Annotated in this window: 19 protein-coding genes; 10 read left to right on the top strand and 9 right to left on the bottom strand. The window is 69.8% G+C overall.

What is annotated here, in order from left to right:
- The first annotated feature begins 193 nt into the window (after positions 1 to 193).
- Complete coding sequence (locus tag DXZ73_RS25370; RefSeq protein ID WP_116213358.1) at positions 194 to 1,126, top strand: carbohydrate-binding protein; 933 nt, start codon at positions 194 to 196, stop codon at positions 1,124 to 1,126.
- Between the two features lie 45 nt (positions 1,127 to 1,171).
- Here the strand turns inward: DXZ73_RS25370 and DXZ73_RS25375 are convergent, their stop codons facing one another.
- Entirely contained in the window at positions 1,172 to 2,272 is a 1,101-nt protein-coding gene (locus DXZ73_RS25375) for a methyltransferase domain-containing protein (RefSeq protein ID WP_116213359.1), read from the bottom strand.
- A gap of 247 nt (positions 2,273 to 2,519) precedes the next feature.
- Here DXZ73_RS25375 and DXZ73_RS25380 point away from each other — a divergent pair, with 247 nt between their 5' ends.
- The 4 genes from DXZ73_RS25380 (at position 2,520) to DXZ73_RS25395 (ending at position 4,467) form a co-directional block, all read left to right on the top strand.
- Positions 2,520 to 2,762 carry a hypothetical protein gene (locus tag DXZ73_RS25380; RefSeq protein ID WP_116213360.1) on the top strand — a complete coding sequence of 81 codons (243 nt, stop codon included), beginning with the start codon at positions 2,520 to 2,522 and terminating at the stop codon, positions 2,760 to 2,762.
- Entirely contained in the window at positions 2,734 to 3,258 is a 525-nt protein-coding gene (locus tag DXZ73_RS25385; protein WP_116213361.1) for a DUF6879 family protein, read from the top strand. The genes DXZ73_RS25380 and DXZ73_RS25385 overlap by 29 nt, the downstream gene beginning before the upstream one ends.
- A 24-nt stretch (positions 3,259 to 3,282) precedes the next feature.
- Positions 3,283 to 4,128 carry a helix-turn-helix domain-containing protein gene (locus DXZ73_RS25390; RefSeq protein ID WP_116213362.1) on the top strand — a complete coding sequence of 282 codons (846 nt, stop codon included), beginning with the start codon at positions 3,283 to 3,285 and terminating at the stop codon, positions 4,126 to 4,128.
- 114 nt (positions 4,129 to 4,242) lie between these two features.
- Positions 4,243 to 4,467 (top strand): DUF397 domain-containing protein, encoded by a 225-nt coding sequence (locus DXZ73_RS25395; RefSeq protein WP_116213363.1) that lies wholly within the window; start codon positions 4,243 to 4,245, stop codon positions 4,465 to 4,467.
- Positions 4,468 to 4,932: 465 nt separating this feature from the next.
- Here DXZ73_RS25395 and DXZ73_RS25405 read toward each other — a convergent pair whose 3' ends face one another.
- From DXZ73_RS25405 to DXZ73_RS25420, 3 genes are all read right to left on the bottom strand, one after another.
- Positions 4,933 to 5,115 (bottom strand): DUF397 domain-containing protein, encoded by a 183-nt coding sequence (locus DXZ73_RS25405; protein WP_205519224.1) that lies wholly within the window; start codon positions 5,113 to 5,115, stop codon positions 4,933 to 4,935.
- Entirely contained in the window at positions 5,105 to 5,932 is an 828-nt protein-coding gene (locus DXZ73_RS25410) for a helix-turn-helix domain-containing protein (RefSeq protein ID WP_116213365.1), read from the bottom strand. The genes DXZ73_RS25405 and DXZ73_RS25410 overlap by 11 nt, the downstream gene beginning before the upstream one ends.
- 595 nt (positions 5,933 to 6,527) lie before the next feature.
- Positions 6,528 to 6,905 (bottom strand): hypothetical protein, encoded by a 378-nt coding sequence (locus tag DXZ73_RS25420; RefSeq protein ID WP_116213367.1) that lies wholly within the window; start codon positions 6,903 to 6,905, stop codon positions 6,528 to 6,530.
- A gap of 233 nt (positions 6,906 to 7,138) precedes the next feature.
- On the opposite strand from DXZ73_RS25420, the gene DXZ73_RS25425 reads away from it, so the two are divergent.
- Together DXZ73_RS25425 and DXZ73_RS38345 are read left to right on the top strand one after the other, a co-directional pair.
- Positions 7,139 to 8,050 carry a hypothetical protein gene (locus tag DXZ73_RS25425; protein ID WP_116213368.1) on the top strand — a complete coding sequence of 304 codons (912 nt, stop codon included), beginning with the start codon at positions 7,139 to 7,141 and terminating at the stop codon, positions 8,048 to 8,050.
- Complete coding sequence (locus tag DXZ73_RS38345; RefSeq protein WP_162890326.1) at positions 8,050 to 8,337, top strand: hypothetical protein; 288 nt, start codon at positions 8,050 to 8,052, stop codon at positions 8,335 to 8,337. The genes DXZ73_RS25425 and DXZ73_RS38345 overlap by 1 nt, the downstream gene beginning before the upstream one ends.
- Positions 8,338 to 8,361: 24 nt before the next feature.
- On the opposite strand, the gene DXZ73_RS25435 is transcribed toward DXZ73_RS38345, so the two are convergent.
- The 5 genes from DXZ73_RS25435 to DXZ73_RS25455 all read right to left on the bottom strand — a co-directional run bounded on the left by DXZ73_RS25435 (position 8,362) and on the right by DXZ73_RS25455 (position 13,584).
- On the bottom strand, positions 8,362 to 9,213 hold the full coding sequence (locus DXZ73_RS25435; protein ID WP_116213369.1) for a class II fructose-bisphosphate aldolase: 852 nt from the start codon (positions 9,211 to 9,213) through the stop codon (positions 8,362 to 8,364).
- Positions 9,214 to 9,218: 5 nt separating this feature from the next.
- Positions 9,219 to 10,148, bottom strand: coding sequence for a 1-phosphofructokinase family hexose kinase (locus DXZ73_RS25440; RefSeq protein ID WP_116213370.1), 930 nt, complete (start codon positions 10,146 to 10,148; stop codon positions 9,219 to 9,221).
- A gap of 139 nt (positions 10,149 to 10,287) precedes the next feature.
- Positions 10,288 to 11,451: an N-acetylglucosamine-6-phosphate deacetylase gene (nagA, locus tag DXZ73_RS25445; protein WP_116213371.1), complete on the bottom strand. Its 1,164-nt coding sequence runs from the start codon at positions 11,449 to 11,451 to the stop codon at positions 10,288 to 10,290.
- Positions 11,451 to 12,407 (bottom strand): ROK family protein, encoded by a 957-nt coding sequence (locus tag DXZ73_RS25450; protein ID WP_116213372.1) that lies wholly within the window; start codon positions 12,405 to 12,407, stop codon positions 11,451 to 11,453. The genes nagA and DXZ73_RS25450 overlap by 1 nt, the downstream gene beginning before the upstream one ends.
- A gap of 241 nt (positions 12,408 to 12,648) precedes the next feature.
- Entirely contained in the window at positions 12,649 to 13,584 is a 936-nt protein-coding gene (locus DXZ73_RS25455) for an SIS domain-containing protein (protein WP_116213373.1), read from the bottom strand.
- Positions 13,585 to 13,771: 187 nt separating this feature from the next.
- Between DXZ73_RS25455 and DXZ73_RS25460 the strand changes: the two genes are divergently transcribed.
- The 3 genes from DXZ73_RS25460 (at position 13,772) to otsB (ending at position 16,360) form a co-directional block, all read left to right on the top strand.
- Positions 13,772 to 15,058: an extracellular solute-binding protein gene (locus tag DXZ73_RS25460; RefSeq protein ID WP_116213374.1), complete on the top strand. Its 1,287-nt coding sequence runs from the start codon at positions 13,772 to 13,774 to the stop codon at positions 15,056 to 15,058.
- Between the two features lie 9 nt (positions 15,059 to 15,067).
- Positions 15,068 to 15,319 carry a DUF3263 domain-containing protein gene (locus DXZ73_RS25465; RefSeq protein WP_116213375.1) on the top strand — a complete coding sequence of 84 codons (252 nt, stop codon included), beginning with the start codon at positions 15,068 to 15,070 and terminating at the stop codon, positions 15,317 to 15,319.
- 195 nt (positions 15,320 to 15,514) lie between these two features.
- Entirely contained in the window at positions 15,515 to 16,360 is an 846-nt protein-coding gene (gene otsB / locus DXZ73_RS25470; RefSeq protein ID WP_116213376.1) for a trehalose-phosphatase, read from the top strand.
- The last annotated feature ends 2 nt before the right edge of the window (positions 16,361 to 16,362 follow it).

Here is a 16,362-nt window from a genome sequence, read left to right on the forward strand (position 1 = left end):
TCCGTACCACGGCGTGGGCCCGCGATATCGGGGTAGGCTGCGCCGAATGCGGCACTGTCGCCGACGTGAATCGATCGTGAAAAATGGCCATCCGGATCGCGTGGATGCCTCGGGCCGCCCCGGCTCGGCAGCGGCGGTCCGGGGCGCTCGCGCACGTGAGCGCCGGTGGGCACCAGGTTGGGAGTGACAGGGGATGACGGCCGGTAACAACGGTTCGGGAACGCCGGAGGGCGACGACCCGTTCGCGCACCTGTACCGCTCGGAGGGCGGTGACGGGAACACCGACAGCGGCCCGGCCGCGCACCAGCCCGGCGTCCCCCGCACGTCCTACCACCAGGTCCGCACGGTCGGCTCGCGGCAGTACGGCCAGCAGAACCAGACGTACGGCGGCCAGCAGCCCCCGCACCAGCCCGCCCCGCACTACGCGGCCCCCGAAACCCTCCCCGGCGGCGTCCCCCGCCAGCCGGGCCCCGGCCACGGCGGCGGCCAGCGCCCGAAGCGGCGCGGCCTGCTCATCGCCGCGATAGCCGTCGTGGTGGTCGTGGCGGGCGGCATCGGCGCGGCGATGATCACCAACAGCGGCAACGACAGCACTTCCAAGACGAACGCGGACGGCGGCGACAACAAGCCGAAGCCGCAGGACGGTGCGAAGTCGAAGGAGCCGGAGAAGAAGGACGAGCCGAGCAATTCTTCGGCGGCGGGTCTTCAGCGGCGGGACGCGGCAACCCTCAATCTTTCGGGCGGAGCCACCACCGAGAAGACGGTGAAGGGCGCCCAGGCCGACGGCGGCCTGTACATAACCGGCATGAACAAGGTCGGTGCCGCTGTCGAGTGGCAGGTGAAGGTCGACGCGGATGGCGAATACCGTCTCGACGCCCGCTACGGAGTCCCCGGTACGGACGCCAATCTCACCATCACCATCAATGACAAGGCCGAGTCCCGGCCCATCAACATGAAGAACTTCGGGGGCACGAAGGACTGGGAGAACGGGTGGAAGGGCACCTGGTCCCTGATCCAGCTCAAGAAGGGTGAGAACTCCATCAAGCTCTCCTGCGAGCAGGGCAATTCGTGTGACGTGCACCTTGACCAGCTGTCGATCAGTAAGAGTGGACCGCCTACCTCATAGCGAACGGCCGGAGAAGGAAAGCCCCTTCTCCGGTCATTTCTGCAATCAACTGACCGTGTTGCGCGGGTTGTCGAGCCACACCCGCTGACCGTCGATATCGACGGTCAGGCCGAAGCGGGCCCGTTGCGGGGTTCCCAGTGCGTGCCAGCGGAGAAACGCGGTTCGCACCTCGTCCCAGAGGGTGCGGGGGCCGTGCTGTTCGACCTCGTACGTGTCCTGGCCCGGTGCGTACTCGACCGTCGCCCAGGACGAGCCGTCGTCCGCGAAGAGCCACAGCGTGGCTTCTCCGCTGGCGTCGTCCGCCTCGCACCATCGGTACCACGCGTCGGTGACGCTCAGAGCGATGAAGAACGCGGGGTCGTCCTGGATGACGTTCCGCGGCTCGATATCGGTCGTGCTCTTTCTGCCCTTCTCCCCGCGGTAGAAGTCCCGGACGTGCCCGGCGCCCGCCCGCTGCGTGCGGTCCCACATAAAGGCCGGGTCGCCGGAGAAGCGGCCTTGGGCCTTTCCGCCCTTCACGTCGAGCGTGGCGAAGGAACTCGCGAAGTAACTGCTGCCCCAAGGGGTGAGGATGCGGCCGTCGGGGCACTGCTCCAGCCAGGGTCGCGGCACTTGGCGCATGGTGCAGGTGCAGATGATGCGGTGATAGGGGGCTCCTTCGGGGTGCCCGTACCGGCCGTTGCCGAGGACCGCGGTGGGGTGGTAGCCGGCTCTTTTGAGGTTGTCCACGGCTGTGGCCAGCACCGCCGCGTCGAATTCCACGGTGGTCACATTGGCGTCGCCGAGGCGATGGGCGAGCCATGCGGCGTTGTAACCGGTGCCGGTGCCGATTTCCAGGACCCGCTGCCCGGATTCGACTTCGAGCAGGTCGAGCATTTCGAGCATGATGGAGGGCATCGAGGAGGAGGACGTGGAGAGTGTGAACTCCCCGCCCGTGACCGGGTTGCCGTCGTTGACCTGTGTGACGAGCGGCGCGTCCGAATAGACGGCTTCTTGCCAATGGCCGGGATTCTCAGCCCGATTGTGGCCTTCGAAGGTGTCGGGGATGAAGTGGGCGCGGTCCACGGAGGCGACGGCGTCGCGCCATTCCGGGGTGAGGGCGCGTTTGCGTTCCAGCTCTTGGAGAAGCTGTTCCTGTGACGTCACCGGCCTCACTTCTTCGGGGGCTGCACGGCCTGCCGGGAGGACCGTACGGGCGGTGACGGGGCGCGGGCCACCTTCTTGCACGAGATTGCGCGCCGGTTTCGGCTCCCGAACGTTCAGGCAGGCTGCGAGGCAGGAAGGTGCCTCTCGCAGCGCACTTCGGAAGCCTCGCGCGCCCTCTTGACGCCTCCTCCTCACCCGGGCGATGGTCGGGCAAGCTGGCGCAACCCACTCGGCGCAGGAGGGTTCCATGGCACTACGGTTCATCGCCAAGGACGACAAGTCGGGGGTCAACGGGTCCCCGTCGATCTTCGTGGACGAGGAGACCTCCGACTTCGTCCTGCAGGGTTGGAAAGTGGACGAGCGGACGGAAGCCGACGTCTTGAGCGTAGGGCCCATCCCGGCCCATGAGGCCGTGATCCGGATTCCGGCCCGTATGGTGCGGGCGCTGAGGGAGGCATGTGATGTCGCAGAGCCTGGAGAGCTTCGCTGAACTGCTCGACGCCACCCGTGTTTCCGCGCTCCATCTGGAGATGCGTGACTTCTATGGCGTCGAGGGAGAGGTGTCGGATCTCGCGGTGTGGAAGGAGTCCGGCGTCTTCAACGCCGATCCCGATTCAGAGTATTGGCAGCCTTGGGCCGTCATGGTCCGGAAGGCTGTGAGCCGGGGAGTCGGGATGCGAAGGGCGCGTGTCTTCTCCGATCCTCCGAGCGACTACATCCGGTTCGAGCACGCGACGACCGTGGTGAATGTGGCCGCGGGGGAACAGGTCCGATGGCTGCCCCGACGCGAGGCGTCGGACATTCCTCTGCCCGGTAACGACTTCTGGCTGTTCGACGACCGGCTCGTACAGTTCAACATCTTCGCGGGCGACGGGCGTTGGATGTACACCGATTTCTCGGAAGACCTGTCCGTCATCCAGTTCTGCGTCTCGGCCTTCGAGTCCGTATGGAGCAGGGCGAAGGATCACGCCGACTTCGTCATCTAGAGCTGTATGCGGAGACCACAGTTCATGCCCTCGCCATTCTCCAGTGCTCAGGCCGCCCGGAAAGCCATCGCCGGGCGGCTGTCCGACATCAAGAAGGATGCCGGGCTCACGGGGCAGGAGTTGGCGGAGCGCTGTGGCTGGCACCCCGCGAAGTCTTCCCGCATCGCCAATGGGAAGACGCTGCCGTCGGATGCGGATATCCGCCTGTGGTGCGTTGCCTGCGGAGCAGAGGACCAGATCGACGACCTCATCGCCGCCTCCCGTACCGCTGAGTCCATGTACACGGAATGGAAGCGCGTCCACCGCACAGGCATGCGCAAGTCGCAGGAGGACGTACTGCCTCTCTACGAGCGGACACGGGTCTGCCGGGTCTATGCCTCGAACGTCGTCGCCGGGTTCTTCCAGACCGAGTCGTACGCCCGCGCGCTGATGGCTTCCGTCACTGAATTCCAAGGGACCCCCGACGACGTGGACGCGGCCGTGGCCTCGCGTCTGGCGCGCTCCCGCCTGCTGCACGAGGGCGATCACCGCTTCTCGGTGCTGCTCGAGGAATGGGTGCTGCGGGCCCGCATCGGCGACGCCGCGACGATGGCCGGACAGCTCGGGCACCTGCTCACCGTCATGCCGCTTCCCTCGGTGTCGCTCGGGATCATCCCTTTCACGGCCGAGCGCCGGGTGTGGCCGTTGGAAGCGTTCTATATGTTCGACGGCGCTCTCGTCTCCGTCGAGACACTGTCGGCCTTCGTGAATATCACGTCTCCAGGGGAGATCGCCGTCTACGGCAAGGCATTCGCTCGGCTCCAGAAGACGGCGGTCTACGGCACGCAGGCGCGTGCATGCGTCACCAGGGCCATCGACGCCCTCGGGTGATTCTCCGCAATCGTCCGCAACCGTGTGGCCCCGGGCTCCCTTGCGTCTCTAGCGTCCTGGCCATGACCGCGGACATCGAAGCCGGTGTCCCCCCACCTCTCGGGAAGGTTCACCATGACGGACCTGTATCGGATCGACATCCACGGCGTTCAGTTCACCAAAAGCTGTGGTGGCAACACACACCCGGACGGTGAATCCTGCGTGCTCCTCGCGCGCATCGGCGAGGACGCGTGGGCCGTGGGTGACAGCAAGCGACCCCAGGCCGAGCCGCTGAGGTTCACCACGGCCGAACTGGACGCGGCGGGCATCGATCCCAGCCGCTTCGAGCTGTCGGCCTGACCCCCTCTTGAATCACAGCTCCCGCCCTCCTGCTCCACCAGGGCGGGAGCTGCTTCGCTCTGCATGGGATGGGATGCGCCTTGCATTTTCACGGCTACCTGTGGGTCGGAGACAAAGCGGTCTTCGACAAGGAAAGCGTCCGGCGCGCGAGGGAGACCGAAGTGCCACCCCTGGAGGCCGCTCACTGGCTCGGCAAGCCGGCCAAGTTGATGCATGGGAGCTGGCAAAGCCCAACAGAAGCCGCACGGTGGGTACGTGAGCGGCTGACGGAGTACGCGCCGCGCTTCGCCTCCGCGAGCGACCGAGACGCGGCTCGCCTCGCGGGTAGGGTCTCCTGTGTTGCGGAGATGCTTGAGTGGGGCGGTGACGCGTGTCTTGGGTACTACCTTGGTCGCCCACTCTTCCTGAGCCTTGCGGTGGTTTCGTGTTCGCCGAACCGGGCGGCTCCTGAATTGGACTGTCCCGTTACGCGGTGAGGGCGGTGATGAAGTCCGCCCATGCGCGGGCCGGGAAGAGCAGGGTGGGGCCGTGGGGGGTCTTGGAGTCTCTGATCGGGACCAGGCCGGGTATGGAGTCGGCTATTTCGAGGCAGCTTCCTCCTACGCCGTCGCTGTAACTGCTCTTGCGCCAGGCGTACTCAGTGTTCATTTGCGTATTCCTCAGCTACCGATTCGATGAGCGTCAAGGACGCGTCCGGTGGGAGCGCGTGGGCTCGGACGAGATCGTAGGCTCGTTCGAGCCCGGTTACGCGGGCAGGGTCATCCAGCAGGTTTCCCGAGTGGGCGGCTTCGCTGTACGCCAGCGGTGGGGCGTCCTTGAAGGTCATCAGGCTGAGCATGGCGCCGACAGCCGGAACGCCGACATGGATCGGCAGCACCTGCATGGTGATCCGGCGCTTGCGCGTCAAGGCGGCTACGTGAGTGAGCTGCTCGCTCATCACAGAGGCGCCGCCGACCCTGCGCCTGATGACGTTCTCATCAAGGACCACCCACAACAGGGGCTTTGTTGGATCATCGAGCAGGCGTTGCCGCTCCAGTCGTGCGGCGACGCGGTTGTCGATCTCTTCGTCAGCCAGATGAGGTTGACCCGCCAGAAAGACGGCCCGCGCGTACGCTTCCGTCTGGACCAAGCCGGGTACGAACAGCGGCGCGTACTCCCGGATGGTGTCGGCCAGCCCTTCGAGGTAAGCCGCTTCGGCGAAGTAATGCTCGTACGGCGAGCTGTCGATCAACTCCCTGCACATCCGTGCGAAGAACCCGTCCGTCTTCAGCACCGCATCGATCCGCTCCGCCACATCCAGCTGCGGCTTGCGGATGCCCGTTTCGAACTGGCCGATGTAGGAGCCCGAGCAGAAGACTCGCGTGCCGAGGTCCTGCTGTGTGAAGCCCGCCGCTTCGCGGCGGATTTTGAGTTCGGCGCCGAAGAAGTCCCATCCGACCTTGTGCTGTCCGTGACCCTTGGCCATGACGTAACTCCCTTGCCTTACAGGCCCGTTGTAGCGGGCTTACCCCTTCCAACGCTAGCCCCGCGCGGGAACGCTGTCGGTGCAGTCGGCAAGGAACGGCACGAAAGGGATCCAGTGGCAGACAAGCCGAATCCGGAGACGGAGAAGCGGGACGCGGAGCTGCGGCGGAAGGTGGGCGAGGCGAACAAGCGGAGTACGGGGGGCAAGCTGTGAGCCGGCCTGCTGTGGCGCATGTGTCCGGGCCGTCCGTGGTGGTCACGGGGGATCCCCGGTCGTGCCCCGAGTGCATCCGCCTGTACGGGGCGCGTACGGAGGCGTGGGTCAGGCGGGACAGGGACGCGGAAGCGGCGCGCGGTGAGGAGATCCTCCGGCACCTCCTCGCGTCGCACGGGCCGGAGGCGCCGCGGGCGGTGCCGCCTCCGCACTCGGGGTGCCTGATCTGTTCGCGGATCCTCCTCGCACGTGCGGTCGCCCGTCGGGAGGGTGACTTCGCGGGTGCGGATGCGTTGAGTGCGGAGCTGGTGCGGCATCAGCTGCCGTAACCGCAGCAGGGCCCCGGACGTGGGCTCGGGGCCCTGCGCCATGCAGATCGCGCCTAGCCGACGAAATGGACGCAGACGTTGAGGGGGCTCGACCAGCCGGTGTGCACCCGGACCTGTACCGCGCTCGGCAGCACAGTGACGTTTTCCGAGTAGACGTGAGCGTCGCCGGTGCCCTCTCCGTGGAGGACTCCCTCGGAAGCGGAGGCGACGATGGGCTGCGATGCCGTCACCGGTGCTCCGTACCAGGTCAGGATCTGTTCGTCGGTCACGTTGGGCCAGCAGACGGTCTGTGCCAGCGATGCCGCTCTTATGCCGTTGGGGGATTCGGGTGATGTCTGTGTGCTCGCCGATGCCGACGAGGTGAAGAACACTCCGGCGGCCACGAGTCCCATGGCGGCCAGCAGTGTTGACGCGCGGTGTGCCTTCTTCATGACGCTCCTCGACTGGACGTATCGCGTGGACGTATCCATGAGTGGGGGTGCGTGTGCCTCAGGAGGCGTGCATGACGCTAGGGGCGCCTGGCGTCCGCGGACAGGCGGAATTCGGCCTGCGGCGAGCTCTTGCCGTGCGGACTCGTCGAACTGGCGAGCGGTCCATTTGCTCGAACGAGTGAACGTAGGGCGAGAGTCTGATGGATCCCCGTTCGGAGCCTTAGTGTCATTGCATGGTTACTTCGCGTCACGAGGCGTCTCATCGGATCTTCCAGGAACGGCCGGAGCTGCTCGCGCCGGTGTTCCGGCTGTTGGGTGTGCCGTTACCCGCCAAGGCGGCCGTCGAGGTCCTCACGGCGGACGTCACGGAGATCAGACCGCTGGAGCGGCGCGTGGACAGCGTGCTTCGCATCAAGCCGTTTGATAGTGGCGACGGCGGTGGGTTCCTCCTCGCCATCGAGGCGCAGGGGCGGCAGGACCGGGCCAAGCCGGTCAGCTGGGCGTACTACATGTCGTTCCTGAAAGCGAAGTACGCCTGCCCCGTGCTGCTCCTCGTGGTCTGTCATGACAAAGCGACCGCGGACTGGGCGGCCGGTCCGTTCCGGCTCGGTGTGGAGGACTGGACCTCGCTGTCGGTCCATCCGCTGGTCCTGGGGCCGGGCAATGTCCCGGTGATCACCGATCCGGAGGAAGCCGCCCGGGACCTGACCATGGCGACGTTCTCGGCCATGACACATAGCAGCCACGAGGATGCTCCGGCCATACTGGACGCACTGGCTCGTGCCCTGGGCGCGGCCGCCTCGGAGTCCTCGACGTACTACTCGGAACTGCTGGAAATCGGCCTGGGGGACTCCCGGGCGGGAGAGACCTGGAGGAAACTGATGCCCATCCGTACCTACTTCCCCGGCCGCGGGACCATGATCGAGCGGGCACTCCAGGAGGGCGAGGCCAAGGGGCGGGCCGAAGGGGCGGCTGAGGAGCGTGCGTTGATGGTGATGCGCCTATTGGGAAGCCGGGACGTCGCCATTCCGCCGGAGGTCCGGGAGCGCATCGCCGGCTGCTCCGACCTGGACACCCTGGGGCGCTGGCTGGACCGGGCCTTCACTGTGGCCACGGCTGAAGAGCTCTTCTCCGAGCAGGACTGATGCCTATCCGTACCTACTTCCCCGGCCGCGGGACCATGATCGAGCAGGCGCTCCTCGAAGGCGAGGCGAAGGGGCGGGCCGAGGGGCGGGCCGAGGGGCTGGTTGAAGGGCGGGCCGAGGGGCGCAGGCTGGCGGTGGTGCGAGTGTTGAGGACCCGGGACATCGACATCTCGCTGGAGGCCCGGGAGCGCATCTTCAGCTGCACCGACCTGGACGCTCTCGAGCGCTGGCTGGATCGGGCGTTCATCGTGGCCACGGCCGAAGAGCTCTTCTCCGAGCAGGACTGACCCTCGAACGCCGGACGGGCTCGGTCAGGGCCCGTCCGGTTGTTGTACGGCCTTCAGGAAGCGCGTCACCGCCTCCGCCATCGCCCCCCGTGCCGGGGCCAGGTACTTCCTCGGGTCCACCGCCGACGGGTGCGCCTCCAGGAACGCTCGTACCGCTCCCGTGAACGCCACGTTCAGCGCCGTGCCCACGTTGATTTTGGTCATGCCCGCCGCCACCGCCCGGCGGAGTTCGCCGTCCGGGACGCCGGACGAGCCGTGGAGTACCAGGGGGACGGGTACGGCGGCGCGCAGTCGGGAGATCAGGGGGTGGTCGAGTGTTGCCGTGCGTTCGTTCATCGCGTGGGTGCTGCCCACCGCCACGGCCAGGGCGTCGACGCCGGTGTCGGTCACATAGGCGGCGGCCTCGGCCGGGTCCGTGCGGACGCCGGGGGTGTGGGCGTCGCCCGCCTTGCCGCCCACGCGGCCCAGTTCCGCTTCGATCCACAGGTCGCGTTCGTGGGCCCAACGGACCGCTTCCGCCGTGGCCTTGACGTTCTCGCCGTAGGGGAGCTTCGACGCGTCGTACATCACCGAGCCGAAGCCGTGTGCGTGGGCCTGGCGCAGGAGGTCGTCGCTCTCGACGTGGTCGAGGTGGAGGGCCAGGCGGGCCCGGGAGGCGCTCGCGATCGCGGCCGCGGCGGCGGCGATGGGAGCCAGGCGGCCTTCGTGGAACTTGACCGCGTTCTCCGAGACTTGGAGGATCGCGGGCAGGCCGGCGGCCTCCGCGCCGGTGGCGATCGCCTCGGCGTGTTCGACGGTGATGACGTTGAAGGCGACGACCGCCCGCGCGGCGGCCCGCGCCTCGGTGACCAGTTCGCCGGTGCGTACGAGGGGCATGACGGCTACACCTCCGTTACCTTCACTTGGGGCAGCAGGCTTTCGTAGGTCGGACGGTCGAACTCGCCTGCCGCCGCTGCCCGTACGGTCGCGGCCGACAGGGCCACCGCGCGGGCCAAGCGGTCCGGCCAGGGGAGGTTCTCCAGCCAGCCGGAGAGGAGCGCGGCCACGGCGGAGTCGCCCGCTCCGGTGGGGTTGCCGGTGAGGCGGCAGGGCGGGGTGGCGCGCCAGGTGCCGGTGGGGGTGACGGCGAGCATGCCGTCGGCGCCCAGGGACGCGGCCACCGCGTGGGCGCCGCGGCGGCGGGCGTCGAGGGCGGCGCGCAGCGGTTCGGTGGAGCCGGTCAGGGCGGCGAGTTCGTCGGCGTTGGGCTTGACGAGGTCGGGGCGGGCGGCGATGCCCCGGCGCAGGGGTTCCCCGCCGGTGTCGAGGAGGACGGGGACGCCGAGCGCGCGGGCCTGCCGTACGAGATGGGCGTACGCGCCGACCGGGACGCCCGGCGGCAGGCTTCCGCACAGGGCGACGGCGGCGGCGTCGCGGAGGAGGCGGGCGTAGGAGTCGGTGAAGGCGGCCCACTCCTCCGGCGCGATGTCGGGGCCGGGTTCGTTGAGCTGGGTGGCGTCGCCGGTGGAGTCGTCGACGACGGCGACCGTGCGGCGGGTGGGGCCGAGGACGGGGACGAGGGCGTCGGTGAGGTTCCCGGTGGCGTGGGCGCTCCCGGCGAGGAGGCGGCGCACGGCCTCACCCGTCGCGCCCCCGACGAAGCCGGTGACGACCGTGCGGTGACCCAGCGCGGCGAGGACGCGCGCGACGTTGAGGCCCTTGCCGCCCGCGCGTTCGGTGACGCCCGTGACGCGGTGCGAGGTGTGCGGGTCCAGACGTGGAACGCGGTAGGTCAGATCGAGTGCGGTGTTGAGCGTGACCGTGAGGATCATCGGCGGCTCTCTCCCATGACCGGGGACGGCGTTTACGGCGGCGTGACGACTGTGTGAAGACTGCGCGAGCGATCATGCCAAAACAGCGGCGGCGCGCCCAGACCCCGGACGCGCCGCCGCTGTTCAACCACGCGGAGAACTACCGCACTTCGGGCCTAACCACCCATTCGCCCTTGCGCATGACGCCGACCAGGTCGTACGACGCGTCGAGGACGACGAGGTCCGCGTCCTTGCCCGCGTCGAGGGAGCCGACGCGGTCGTCGACGCCCAGCAGGCGGGCCGGGTTCGCCGACAGGGCCCGTACGACGTCCTCGACCGGCAGCTTGTCGACAGTGATCGCGCGCTTGAACGCGGTGTCGAGCGTGAGCGTGGAGCCCGCGATCGAACCGGCCGTCGGGCCGTCCGCGATCCGCGCGACGCCGTCCTTGACCTCGACGCGCATCGGGCCGAGCGGGTACATGCCGTCGTTCATCCCGGCCGCGCCCATCGCGTCCGTGATGAACGCGACCCGGTCCGCGCCCGCGCTGCGGAAGGCCAGCTGCAGGGCGGCGGGGTGGAGGTGCGTACCGTCGTTGATCAGCTCGACGGTGACCCGCTCGTCCTCCAGCAGGGCCGCGATCGGGCCGGGGGCGCGGTGCAGCAGGGCGGGCATCGCGTTGTAGAGGTGCGTGGCCACGGTCGCGCCCGCGTCGACGGCCTCCATCGTGGCCTCGTACGTGGAGTCCGTGTGGCCGACCGCCGCGATGACGCCCGCGTCGGCGAGCAGCCGGACGGAGTCCAGGCCGCCGGGGAGCTCGGGGGCGAGGGTCATCATGCGGGCCGCGCCGCGCGCCGCGTCGATCAGCTTGCGCACATCGGCGGGGTCCGGGTCGCGCAGCAGCTCCGGCTGGTGCGCGCCGCAGCGGTGCGGCGAGATGAACGGGCCCTCGAAGTGGATGCCCGCCAGGTCGCCCTGCTCGGTCAGCTCCGCGAGGACGGCCGCCTGCCGGGCCAGGTCGTCCAGGTCGCCGGTGACCGTGGAGGCGACCGTGGTGGTCGTGCCGTGCGCGCGGTGCGTGCGGATGGCCGTGAGCGCCTCCTCGGCGTCGCCCGAGGAGAAGGACGCGCCGCCGCCGCCGTGGACGTGGATGTCCACGAAGCCGGGGACGATCCAGTGACCGGTCAGGTCGGGGGCGTCGGGGGCGGCGGGGCCCTCGACGGAGGTGCCGGCGATCCGCCGGCCCTCGACCGTCACCCGCCCGTTCTCGACCACGCCGGTCGGCAGCACCACTCGGGCGCCGGCGAGAACCGTTCGTTCGACCATCAGGCGGATACCTCCGTGGAATCGGTGGAGAGAAGGTCCCAGGCGAGCAGGCCCGCGCCCAGGCACCCGGCGGTGTCCCCGAGCGCCGCCGGGACGATGCGGGGCAGCTTCTGGAACGTGATCCGCTCCGCGACGGCGGTGCGGAGCGGCGTGAACAACGTTTCCCCCGCCTCGGCGAGCCCGCCACCGACGATCAGCGTATGGGGGTCCAGGAGGGTGAGCCCGATGACGAGGCCGTCCGCGAGGGCGTCGACCGCCTCCTGCCACACCGCGCGGGCGCGCGGGTCGCCGGCCGCGACGGCCTCGGCGCAGCCCGCCGCGTCCGCGGCCGGGTCGTCGACGGCCCGTGCCCAGGCGGCGCTCACGGCCGCCGCCGACGCCAGCGTCTCCAGACAGCCGCGGCCGCCGCAGCCGCACTTCGGGGCGTCCGGGCCGGAACGTACGGAAATGTGCCCGATCTCGCCCGCGTAGCCGTGCGCGCCCTGCTCGATCCGGCCGTCGACGCCGATCGCTCCCGCGATGCCGGTGCCGAGCGCCACGAACAGGAACCGGTCCGCGTCCGCGTCCTTGCCCGCGCCGATGCGGCCCTCCGCGAGGCCGCCGGTGCGCACGTCGTGACCCAGGGCCACGGGAGTGCCGCCGCCCAGGCGCTCGCGCAGCAGGTCGCGGAGGGGGACGTCGCGCCAGCCGAGGTTGGCTGCGTAGACGGCCGTGCCGGCCTTGTCGTCGACGATGCCGGGGACGGCCACGCCCGCGGCTTCGGCCGGCCGGCCGTATCGGCTGCGCCCTGTTTCCTGGAGCTCCGCTGCGAAGTCCAGGATGCCGGTGATGACCGCGTCCGGGCCGCGGTCTCGGCCGGTGGGGCGGCGGGCTTCGTGGAGCAGTTGGTTTTCGGGGCCGATCAGTGCGGCTTTGATGGCGGTGCCGCCGACGTCCAGGGCGATGACGTGTTTCACGTCTGTAGTGTCGCGCTTTGGGGTGCGAAAGGTCTAGTCCACTGTTTGTGCAGGCTGCTGCCCTTGCGTTTGGGTGCGGGTTCGTTTCCGCCTGCGGCGGGCTTTCCCCCACCCCGCCCCTTCCCGAACTGGGGCTCCGCCCCAGACCCCGAAGCACGCTTCGCGCGCTGTCCTCAAACGCCGGACGGGCTGGATTTCGCGGACCGTAGCCAGCACATCCAGCCCGCAGCCGGAAGCCGCGTTAGCCGTTCAAGATCACGCTGCGCGTCAGACCCCGCGGCTCGTCCGGGTCGAGGGCCTTTGACTCCGCCACCGCCACCGCGACGCGTTGCGCGAGGGTCAGGTCTGCCATCGGGTCGCGGCCGGTGGTCGCTATGAGCGTGCCGCCCGCGCGTTCCACGTCCGTCGGCAGGCCCGGCGGGACGTCGCCGAGGATCCATGTCACCCGGCCGGGGGCCGTGATCGAGATCGGGCCGTGGCGGTATTCCATCGCCGGGTAGGACTCGGTCCAGGCGCCCGCCGCCTCGCGCATCTTCAGGGCCGCCTCCTGCGCGAGGCCGTACGTCCAGCCCGTGCCCAGGAACGTCCACTGCCCGGCCGACACCGCGGCCGGCGGCAGCGGCTCGGCGATCGCGGACTCCGCGTCCGCCGCCGCCTCGAGGACGGTGCGGACGCCCGCGGGGAGCGGGCCGTGGCGCTCCAGGCCCGCGCGCAGGAAGGCGAGGGCCGTGGTCGCGAAGCGGGTCTGGACGACGGACTCCTCGTCGGCCCAGTCGAGCACCGCGACCGAATCGGCCGCGTCCACGACCGGCGTCCCGGGGTCGGCGGTCAGCGCGAGGGTGCGCGTACGGCCGCGCAGGGCCGACAGCAGGTCGAGGACCTCGGTCGTGGTGCCGGACCGGGTGATGGCCACGACCCGGTCGTACGCGCGGGACCGCGGGAACTCCGACGACGCGAAGGCGTCCGTCTCGCCCTGCCCGGCGGCCTCGCGCAGCGCCGCGTACGCCTGCGCCATGAACCACGACGTGCCGCACCCGGTGACCGCGACCCGCTCGCCGGGCCGGGGCAGTTCCGGGGCGATGGACGCCGCGTCGGCGGCGCGCCGCCAGCAGCCGGGCTGGGTGACGATCTCTGCCGCCGTACGGGAAGCGGAATGTGAGGAAGAGGGCTGCTGCATGCGCTGAGGCTCCTTGTGAGAGGTGCGGTGGGCGTCGGGAACGTGGATAGCAGCCCAGCGGTGAGGGAGGGAAGAGCGGAAGGGCGATACCGAAGCGCAACCGGAGTCGGCTGGACCGTAAGGTGGCGCGCGGGAGAGACTCACGGTCTCCAGCGACGAACACGAACCACGAAGGTGGGAAGCAGTAGTGCAGCGGCGGCGGTTCCTGGGTATGACGGCGGCGGGTGCCGCCACTGCGGCGTTGGCTCCCGCACTGACGGCTTGCGGGAGCAGCGGTCCCGGTTCGGGCACGAAGAAGCTGAAGCTGATCGCCGCGGACTACGGCGACAAGCCGTCCAACAGCTCGAAGAAGTACTGGGACGCCCTCGTCCGCGACTTCGAGGACAAGCACAGCAAGATCAAGGTCGACGTCGAGGTCTACAGCTGGACCGAGGTCGACAAGAAGGTCGCCGACCTGGTCGCGGCGGGCAAGGCCCCCGACCTCGCGCAGATCGGCGCGTACGCGGACTACGCCGCGGCGGGCAAGCTCTACAGCGCCGACCAGCTGCTCACTGTCCCCACCCAGGCCGAGTTCATCACGTCGATCGAGAAGGCGGGTGAGGTGCACCGCGTGCAGTACGGCATGCCGTTCGTCTCCAGCACGCGCCTGCTCTTCTGCAACAAGGACCTCTTCGACAAGGCCGGCATCGTCAAGGCCCCCGAGAGCTGGGACGAGCTCCAGGCCGCGGCGAAGAAGCTCCAGGCGAGCGGCGTGAAGATACCCTTCGGCCTGCCCCTCGGCCCGGAGGAGGCCCCGGCCGAGACGATGATGTGGTTCCTCAGCGCCGGCGGTGGCTACACCGACGCCAACGGCATGTACACCATCGCCCACGCCGAGAACGCCAAGGCGCTGGACTGGCTGCGCGACGAGCTCGTCGCCAAGAAGCTCACCGGCCCCGGCGACCCCGCCCGCACCAACCGGCAGGACGTCTTCGACGCCTTCTGCAAGGGCGACGTCGGCATGCTCAACGGCCACCCCACGCTGATGCAGCAGGCCAAGGCCAAGGGGATCAAGTACATCACCGCGCCGCTGCCCGGCATCAAGGGCAGGTCCAAGTCGACCATGGGCGTCGCCGACTGGATGATGGCGTTCAAGGAGAACGGCAACCGCGACCAGATCGGCACCTTCCTCGACTTCGTCTACAGCACTCAGAACGTGCTGGACTTCACCGGCCAGTACGACCTGCTGCCGGTGACCTCGTCCGCCTCCGCGAAGATGCACGCGGACGACAACCGCAAGGAACTGCGGCCGTTCCTTGAGCAGCTGGAGAACGCCGAGTTCTACCCCGCCGACAAGACGTCCTGGGCGGCGGTCAGCAAGGCGATCAAGGAGAAGATCGGCGCCACGGTGAAGGCCGGCGGCGACGCGAGCAGCGTCCTCAGCGAGATCGAGCGCGAGGCGAACTCCTTGGAGAACGCGAACCAGGGGCGCTAGGACGGTCACATGAGCTCCGATCCGGACGACGGGACGCCGCGGCTCTCCGAGCGGGACCGCGCGGTGCTGACGTTCGAACGGCGGACGTGGGCGAGCGCGGGCGCCAAGGAACGGGCGATCCGCGAGGATCTCGGCCTGACGCCGACCCGCTACTACCAGCTGCTGAACGCGCTGCTGGACGACGCGGCCGCGGTGGCGTACGACCCTGTGACGGTGAACCGGCTGCGCCGGCTGCGGGACGCGCGGCGGGGGCGGCGGTAGTCGGGGCGGCTCTGGGTGCGGGTGCGTTGCCGGGTGCGGGTTCGTTGCCGCCTGCGGCGGGGGCGCCCTGCGGGCGCGTCCTCAAACGCCGGACGGGCTGGATTGCGCACCCCGGGGTCCGGGGCGGAGCCCCGGCAAGTCCGCCGCTGCGCAAGCAGGCCCCGTACAGGCGTGCCGCGCAGTAAGGTCACCCCCATGGGCAGTCACCCGCTTCCCGAACCCCGTAGTCGCGCCGGGCGTCACGGCCTCGCCGAGCTGCTCGCCGCGCCGGACAAGAGCGTCGTCGCGCTGGATTTCGACGGCACGCTCGCTCCCATCGTCGCGGACCCCGAACAGGCCCGCGCCCACCCGGGCGCCGTGCCCGCGCTCGCGCGCCTCGCGCCCAAGGTGCGGTCCGTCGCCGTGATCACCGGGCGCCCTGCGGGCGTGGCCGTGCGCTACGGGGGGTTCGCCGGGGTCGAGGGGCTGGGGCACCTGGTCGTCCTCGGGCACTACGGCGCCGAGCGCTGGGACGCCGTCAGCGGCACCGTGAAGGCCCCCGCCCCGCACCCCGGCGTCGCGGCCGTCCAGGCGGCGCTGCCCGGCGAGCTCGACCGGTCCGGCTCCTGGCGGGGCACCTGGGTCGAGGACAAGGGCCGCGCCATCGCCGTGCACACCCGGCGCGCCGCCGACCCCCAGGCCGCGTACGACGCCCTGCGCGGCCCACTGGCGGCGCTCGCCGAGCGCCACGGCCTGATCGTGGAGCCGGGCCGGTTCGTCCTGGAGCTGCGCCCGCCGGGCATCGACAAGGGCGTGGCCCTCGCCGAGTACGTACGCGAGACGGGCGCCCGCTCCGTCCTCTACGCCGGTGACGACCTCGGCGACCTCGCCGCCTTCGCCGCCGTGGAGAAGCTGCGCGCCGAAGGGACGGCCGGGCTCCTCGTGTGCAGCGGGAGCACGGAGGTCACCGAACTCGCCGAACGGGCCGATCTCGTGGTGGACGGCCCGGCCGGCGTCGTGGAGCTGCTGACGGCCCTCGCGGACCGTCTCACCACCGGCTGACC

It is taken from the genome of Streptoverticillium olivoreticuli subsp. olivoreticuli (genome assembly GCF_003391135.1).
GTDB lineage: Bacteria > Actinomycetota > Actinomycetes > Streptomycetales > Streptomycetaceae > Streptomyces > Streptomyces blastmyceticus.

Bases quoted from the DNA above. Each gene is read 5' to 3' on its own strand.
- DXZ73_RS25465 (WP_116213375.1), top strand. From the start codon at position 15,068: ATGAGCTCCGATCCGGACGACGGGACGCCGCGGCTCTCCGAGCGGGAC.
- DXZ73_RS25435 (WP_116213369.1), bottom strand. From the start codon at position 9,213: ATGCCCCTCGTACGCACCGGCGAACTGGTCACCGAGGCGCGGGCCGCC.
- DXZ73_RS38345 (WP_162890326.1), top strand. From the start codon at position 8,050: ATGCCTATCCGTACCTACTTCCCCGGCCGCGGGACCATGATCGAGCAG.
- DXZ73_RS25405 (WP_205519224.1), bottom strand. From the start codon at position 5,115: ATGAACACTGAGTACGCCTGGCGCAAGAGCAGTTACAGCGACGGCGTA.
- DXZ73_RS25370 (WP_116213358.1), top strand. From the start codon at position 194: ATGACGGCCGGTAACAACGGTTCGGGAACGCCGGAGGGCGACGACCCG.
- DXZ73_RS25425 (WP_116213368.1), top strand. From the start codon at position 7,139: ATGGTTACTTCGCGTCACGAGGCGTCTCATCGGATCTTCCAGGAACGG.
- otsB (WP_116213376.1), top strand. From the start codon at position 15,515: ATGGGCAGTCACCCGCTTCCCGAACCCCGTAGTCGCGCCGGGCGTCAC.
- DXZ73_RS25385 (WP_116213361.1), top strand. From the start codon at position 2,734: ATGTCGCAGAGCCTGGAGAGCTTCGCTGAACTGCTCGACGCCACCCGT.
- DXZ73_RS25380 (WP_116213360.1), top strand. From the start codon at position 2,520: ATGGCACTACGGTTCATCGCCAAGGACGACAAGTCGGGGGTCAACGGG.
- DXZ73_RS25410 (WP_116213365.1), bottom strand. From the start codon at position 5,932: ATGGCCAAGGGTCACGGACAGCACAAGGTCGGATGGGACTTCTTCGGC.
- DXZ73_RS25390 (WP_116213362.1), top strand. From the start codon at position 3,283: ATGCCCTCGCCATTCTCCAGTGCTCAGGCCGCCCGGAAAGCCATCGCC.
- DXZ73_RS25395 (WP_116213363.1), top strand. From the start codon at position 4,243: ATGACGGACCTGTATCGGATCGACATCCACGGCGTTCAGTTCACCAAA.
- DXZ73_RS25455 (WP_116213373.1), bottom strand. From the start codon at position 13,584: ATGCAGCAGCCCTCTTCCTCACATTCCGCTTCCCGTACGGCGGCAGAG.
- DXZ73_RS25420 (WP_116213367.1), bottom strand. From the start codon at position 6,905: ATGAAGAAGGCACACCGCGCGTCAACACTGCTGGCCGCCATGGGACTC.
- nagA (WP_116213371.1), bottom strand. From the start codon at position 11,451: ATGGTCGAACGAACGGTTCTCGCCGGCGCCCGAGTGGTGCTGCCGACC.
- DXZ73_RS25440 (WP_116213370.1), bottom strand. From the start codon at position 10,148: ATGATCCTCACGGTCACGCTCAACACCGCACTCGATCTGACCTACCGC.